The sequence below is a fragment of the Cupriavidus sp. 96C5-1 genome (assembly GCF_057798855.1).
Genome location: NZ_JBYOJU010000103.1, coordinates 1 through 5,451 on the forward strand (window position 1 = coordinate 1; position 5,451 = coordinate 5,451).

Annotated in this window: 5 protein-coding genes; 3 read left to right on the forward strand and 2 right to left on the reverse strand. The window is 65.5% G+C overall.

All coding sequences use genetic code 11. The features are described from left to right. Together AC3FOF_RS44295 and AC3FOF_RS44300 are read right to left on the reverse strand one after the other, a co-directional pair. Entirely contained in the window at positions 1–732 is a 732-nt protein-coding gene (locus AC3FOF_RS44295; protein ID WP_488728125.1) for an iron-containing redox enzyme family protein, read from the reverse strand. Positions 733–944: 212 nt separating this feature from the next. After that, a complete protein-coding gene (locus AC3FOF_RS44300) occupies positions 945–2,483 on the reverse strand; it encodes a hypothetical protein (protein ID WP_276269567.1) in 1,539 nt (512 codons plus the stop codon). 294 nt (positions 2,484–2,777) lie between these two features. Here AC3FOF_RS44300 and AC3FOF_RS44305 point away from each other — a divergent pair, with 294 nt between their 5' ends. From AC3FOF_RS44305 to AC3FOF_RS44315, 3 genes are all read left to right on the forward strand, one after another. Next, the gene (locus AC3FOF_RS44305; RefSeq protein WP_488730286.1) at positions 2,778–3,530 is read left to right on the forward strand and encodes a sulfite exporter TauE/SafE family protein; all 753 of its coding nucleotides are present in this window, start codon (positions 2,778–2,780) and stop codon (positions 3,528–3,530) included. A gap of 92 nt (positions 3,531–3,622) precedes the next feature. Next, positions 3,623–4,555 carry an ornithine cyclodeaminase family protein gene (locus AC3FOF_RS44310; RefSeq protein WP_488730287.1) on the forward strand — a complete coding sequence of 311 codons (933 nt, stop codon included), beginning with the start codon at positions 3,623–3,625 and terminating at the stop codon, positions 4,553–4,555. Between the two features lie 164 nt (positions 4,556–4,719). Continuing rightward, positions 4,720–5,451: an iron-containing redox enzyme family protein gene (locus AC3FOF_RS44315; RefSeq protein ID WP_488728125.1), complete on the forward strand. Its 732-nt coding sequence runs from the start codon at positions 4,720–4,722 to the stop codon at positions 5,449–5,451.

Below are 5,451 nucleotides of genomic sequence, written 5' to 3' on the forward strand. Positions count from 1 at the left end.
TCAGGCGGCCATGTCCAGTTCGGGCAGTGGGATCTCCTGCGCGACGTAGTCGTGGTAGAGGGCGGTGGTGTAGAGCAGGCGCATCTGGGCGCCGATCTCGCAGATCTTCAGGCAGCGCTGCTGCAGCTCGACGGTGTTGGCGTGCTCGAGGACGATCTGGTAGCCGCGTTCGCCGTGGATTTCGTCGGAGACGATATGCAGGTCGAAGAATTCGACCTCCTCGTCGGTGAAGCCGTACTTGTCGCGCAGGGTGGGGGTCTGCTTGCGGTAGATCGAGGGCACCTGGGATTCGAGGCCGACCACCAGGCCGGCCACGGCGACGACGGGGTCTTCGCGCATGGCCACGGCATAGCACCAGCTTTGCAGGCCGCGGGTGGTGGGGGACATATTGTCGGGGTCGAGCACGCGCTCGCGGGTGGTGCCGCAGGCCTCGGCGAAGCGGATCAGCAGGTCGGTGTGGCGATCGCCGCCGATTTCCTCTTCATACATATTGGCCAGCAGGAAGTCCTTGGCTTCGGTGAAGCGGTCGGGGGTGCGGGCGTAGAGGTAGGCGAGGTAGTCGGCGAAGGGGCCGACGTAGTGGTAGTGGTTCTCGGCCCAGCGGGCGAGGTGGTCGCGGGAGAGTTTGCCGCTGGCCCATGCCACGCTGAAGGGGGCCTTGTTGGCGCTCTTGCCCTTGATGGCGTTTTCAAGGGCGGCACGGAAATCATCGCGGTTCATCAGTTCGGCCATTGGGGGCTCCTGTGGCAACGGGTTCAAGGTTGGGGGACTGCGTGGCGTGGTTCGGAAGCATCGATCGGATACCTTGATGCAAATTGTATACTATCTACAGTTTTTGAAAAGAGCGGAAAGATGCCGAGATACAAAAAAAGCGAGGCCAGGGGCCTCGCTCTTCCAATATCAGGCAACCATCGCGACCAAGGCGGCAAGCACCGCCCTGCCCGCTAGCGCCAGAGCAGCATGGCGCATACCGTGGAAACGCTCAGCCCGATCAGCACCGGCACCAGCAAGGCCCGCACCGCATCGAGCACCGGCACGCGCGCAAAGCCCGCCACCGCGATCAGCGACGACCACGCGATCAGCGTGCCTCCGCCGGTCCAGACCGCGCCCATCTGGCCGATGGCCGCCAGCGTGGCGGAATCGAATCCCACCACCGGGCCCAGCGCGCCGGCCAGCGTGCCGGTGAGCGGCAGGCCGGCAAAGCCGGAGCCGTCGATGCCGGTGATCATGCCCACCAGCAGCACGCCGAAGGCCACCAGCACGTGGTTGTCGGGAATCAGGTGCTGGTAAGCCTGGATCAGCTCGAACAGCAGGCTGGGCGCCTTGTCCACGCTGACGCCGAGGATCTGCGCCGCGGTCTCGCCCGCGCCCACAAAGAAGAAGCCCGCGATCGGCAGCACCGAACCCATCGCCTTGAAGGCGAAGACAAAACCATCAGTGATGTGCTCGGGACAAACATCGAGCATCTTGCGCGGCCCCTCGGCGGCCAGCGTGGCCAGCATCATCAGCAGCGCCGCGACGCCACCGACCAGCGCGGCGGCGTCGCCCCCCTTGAGCTCGGGCAGTCCGCTGCCCATCTTGGGCACCACCATCACCGCCACCACCCCGAAAAAGGCAAGCGGCGTAACGAGCGCAAAGCACTTCGACCACTTCACGCGGCGCAGCGCCACCATGGCCAGGCTGCGCTCGATATTGGAATCGGTGGCCAGCGGCTCGGCATGCTCGGTACCGCGGGCGATCTCGGCCTTGTCGAAGGTGCCGGCGTGCTCCACCTGCGGATCGGCGCCGCTGGCGCGGGCCTGCCAGCTGGTGAGCAAGGTGCCGCTGGCCGGCACGATGTGCTTGCGCATCGACAGGTAAGCCAGGGTCAGTGCGATGGCGCCGGTAATGATCGACAGCACCAGCGCGCGGTCCGCCACCACCGCCGCGCTGACCGCGGCCCCGGCCGCCTTGGCGCTGATGCCCGGCGCCACGCCGATCACATAGTCCGACGAGAGCGCCATGCCCTGGCCGGCAATCGCGATCGCCATGGCGCCAGCCAGTGGCGGCAGGCCCGCGGCGATCGCTGCGGGCAACAGGATGGCCGACACCAGCGGCACCGCCGGCGTAGGCCAGAAAAACAGGGAAATCACATAGGTGATGCCAGCGAGGATGAAGAACGCCGAATGGCCGTTCTTCATCACCACGCGGAACGGCTCGACCATGCGGATATCCGAGCGCAGCGTTTTCAGCGCATTGAGCAGCGCGGTCATGAAGGCGATCACCAGGAAGATGTTGAACAGCTCCTTGGCCGCCACCAGGCTTGCCGAAAAGATCCCGCCCAGCGCCGACACCGGGCTGCCGGTGAGCGCGAACACCACCAGGAACGTGCCCAGGATCGACGGTACGACCACATTGGCCCGCAGGATCATGGTCATGACGATCACCGCCACGCCCACCAGGTAGATCCAGTGTGCCGCCCCTATCGCTACTTCGTGTTGCATGTATTCCCCTTGGATCTTTGTCTGTAGAGACCATCGTCTGTCGACGCTCGGGGCTATGGCTGCCCCATGAACGTATACTATATTCTTGATTGAGATCAAAACAAGGGAAATATGACTGAGCTAGGGATTCCACCCAGACTGGTGCAATCCCTTATTTTTCCGCGCCAATAAAGGGCATTCAGGCACCTTTTGCGGGCTGGCGCAGCCCATGCCCTAAAGCACCGATGCCTATCTCTTGTATTTTTATGTAGACTGTATACCAATAATTCACAGTTCTTCCATCCCAAGGCCACCATGACACTTTCCACCCTCCTACCCGCCGGCATCACGGCCTGGCAATTCGGCATGATGGGGGCCCTGATCCTGGCCGGCGCCTGCCTGCAGGGCGTTGGCGGGATCGGCTTCTCCATGGTGTCGGCCCCGGTCGCCGTGCTGTTTTTCCCGCAACTGGCCCCTGGCCCCCTGCTTGCCATGGGCGGACTGGTCTCGCTGCTCGGCGCCCTGCGCGAGTTCCGCGCCATTGCCTGGCAGGCGGCGGGCAATGCACTGGCGGGCCGCGCCGCCGGCACGCTGGTGGCGGTGGCGGCCATGACGCAGTTGCCGGCCGACCTGCTGGCGCTGGTGTTCGCGCTGTCGATCCTGGCGGCGGTGGGCCTCAGCCTGCTGGGCTGGCGGGTGCGGGCATCCAGCCTGAACATGGCTGTCGCGGGCGCCGCATCCGGCTTCATGGGCACGGTCACCTCGGCCGGCGCACCGCCCTTCGCCATCGTCATGCAGCACCTGCCGCCTGCGCAGTTGCGGGCGACCATCGGCTGCATCCTGTGCGCCGGCGCCGCCTTCTCGCTGGCCATGCTGTCCGCCGCCGGCCGCTTCGGCCTGGACGATCTCTGGCTCAGCGCGAGCCTGTCGCCCATGCTGCTGATCGGCTTTGGCGTCTCGAACCGCCTCAAGAACCGCTTTCCGGCGAAGGCCGTGCGCCAGTTGCTGCTGGCACTGTGCAGCGCCGGCGCGCTCGGCGTGCTGATCAAGCTCGCCCTGCCCGCCTGAGGCTTCGCTTGATTTTTCCCCACATGCCCATCCTTTCCCTCATCGCTCACCCAGAGCGCATCGCGCCAACCCAGGAACCCAGGAAACAGACCATGCTGCATATCACTGACGAGATGATCGACCGCCACGTCAACCCCGCCGACGTCCAGCAAGTAATGCTGGACGCCTTTCGCAGCTTCGGCGAAGGCAAGGCGGCCATGCAGGAGCGCATCCGCACCGAGGCCGGCGGCGTCAAGCTATCCACGCTGGGCGCGGTGATTCCCGAGCAGCAGGTGGCGGGCGCCAAGGTCTACACCACCATCAAAGGGCAGTTTTCCTTTGTCATCCTGATCTTCTCGACCGAGGATGGCCGCCCGCTGGCGTCATTCGATGCCGGCGCCATCACCCGGCTACGCACCGCGGCCTGCTCGGTACTGGCCGCGCGCCATCTCGCCCGCGCCGGCGCGCGAGTGCTGGCCCTGTTCGGTGCCGGCACGCAAGGCGTGCAGCATGCGCGCCAGCTGACCGCCGCGCTGCCGCTCGAGCGCATCCTGCTGTCCGACCCGTACGCGGATGCCGCCATGCCCGAGCGCCTGGCGCAGTGGTGCGGCATCCCGGCGGCCTTTGCCGAACCGGACCAGGCGGCAGCCCAGGCCGATATCGTGGTCACTGCCTCGCGCTCCACCACCCCGCTGTTCTCCGGCCATGCGCTCAAGCCCGGCGCCTTCGTCGCAGCGATCGGCTCGAGCCTGCCGCACACCCGCGAACTGGATGACGTAGCGCTCGCGCGCGCCAGCAAGCTGGTGGTGGAATGGCGCCCCCAATCGATGCGCGAGGCAGGCGACATCGTGCTGGCCGACCCCGCCGCGCTGCCGGCCGGCAAGATCGTCGAACTGGCCGAGGTGGTAACCGGCAGCGTGCAGGCGCGCGGCAGCGACGCGGACATCCTGATCTACAAGTCGGTGGGCGTCGGACTGGAGGATGTGGCGCTGGCGGGCTTCGCCTACCGGCAGATTGCCGCGGCGGGTGAAGCCAAAGCCGCATGAACGCCAGATATCAGGCACGAATACCGTGCGCAGACAAAATCGCCTCAAACCCTCTTTCGCAAAACTGTAGATAGTATACAATTTGCATCAAGGTATCGGATCGATGCTTCCGGACCACGCCACGCAGTCCCCCAACCTTGAACCCGTTGCCACAGGAGCCCCCAATGGCCGAACTGATGAACCGCGATGATTTCCGTGCCGCCCTTGAAAACGCCATCAAGGGCAAGAGCGCCAACAAGGCCCCCTTCAGCGTGGCATGGGCCAGCGGCAAACTCTCCCGCGACCACCTCGCCCGCTGGGCCGAGAACCACTACCACTACGTCGGCCCCTTCGCCGACTACCTCGCCTACCTCTACGCCCGCACCCCCGACCGCTTCACCGAAGCCAAGGACTTCCTGCTGGCCAATATGTATGAAGAGGAAATCGGCGGCGATCGCCACACCGACCTGCTGATCCGCTTCGCCGAGGCCTGCGGCACCACCCGCGAGCGCGTGCTCGACCCCGACAATATGTCCCCCACCACCCGCGGCCTGCAAAGCTGGTGCTATGCCGTGGCCATGCGCGAAGACCCCGTCGTCGCCGTGGCCGGCCTGGTGGTCGGCCTCGAATCCCAGGTGCCCTCGATCTACCGCAAGCAGACCCCCACCCTGCGCGACAAGTACGGCTTCACCGACGAGGAGGTCGAATTCTTCGACCTGCATATCGTCTCCGACGAAATCCACGGCGAACGCGGCTACCAGATCGTCCTCGAGCACGCCAACACCGTCGAGCTGCAGCAGCGCTGCCTGAAGATCTGCGAGATCGGCGCCCAGATGCGCCTGCTCTACACCACCGCCCTCTACCACGACTACGTCGCGCAGGAGATCCCACTGCCCGAACTGGACATGGCCGCCTGA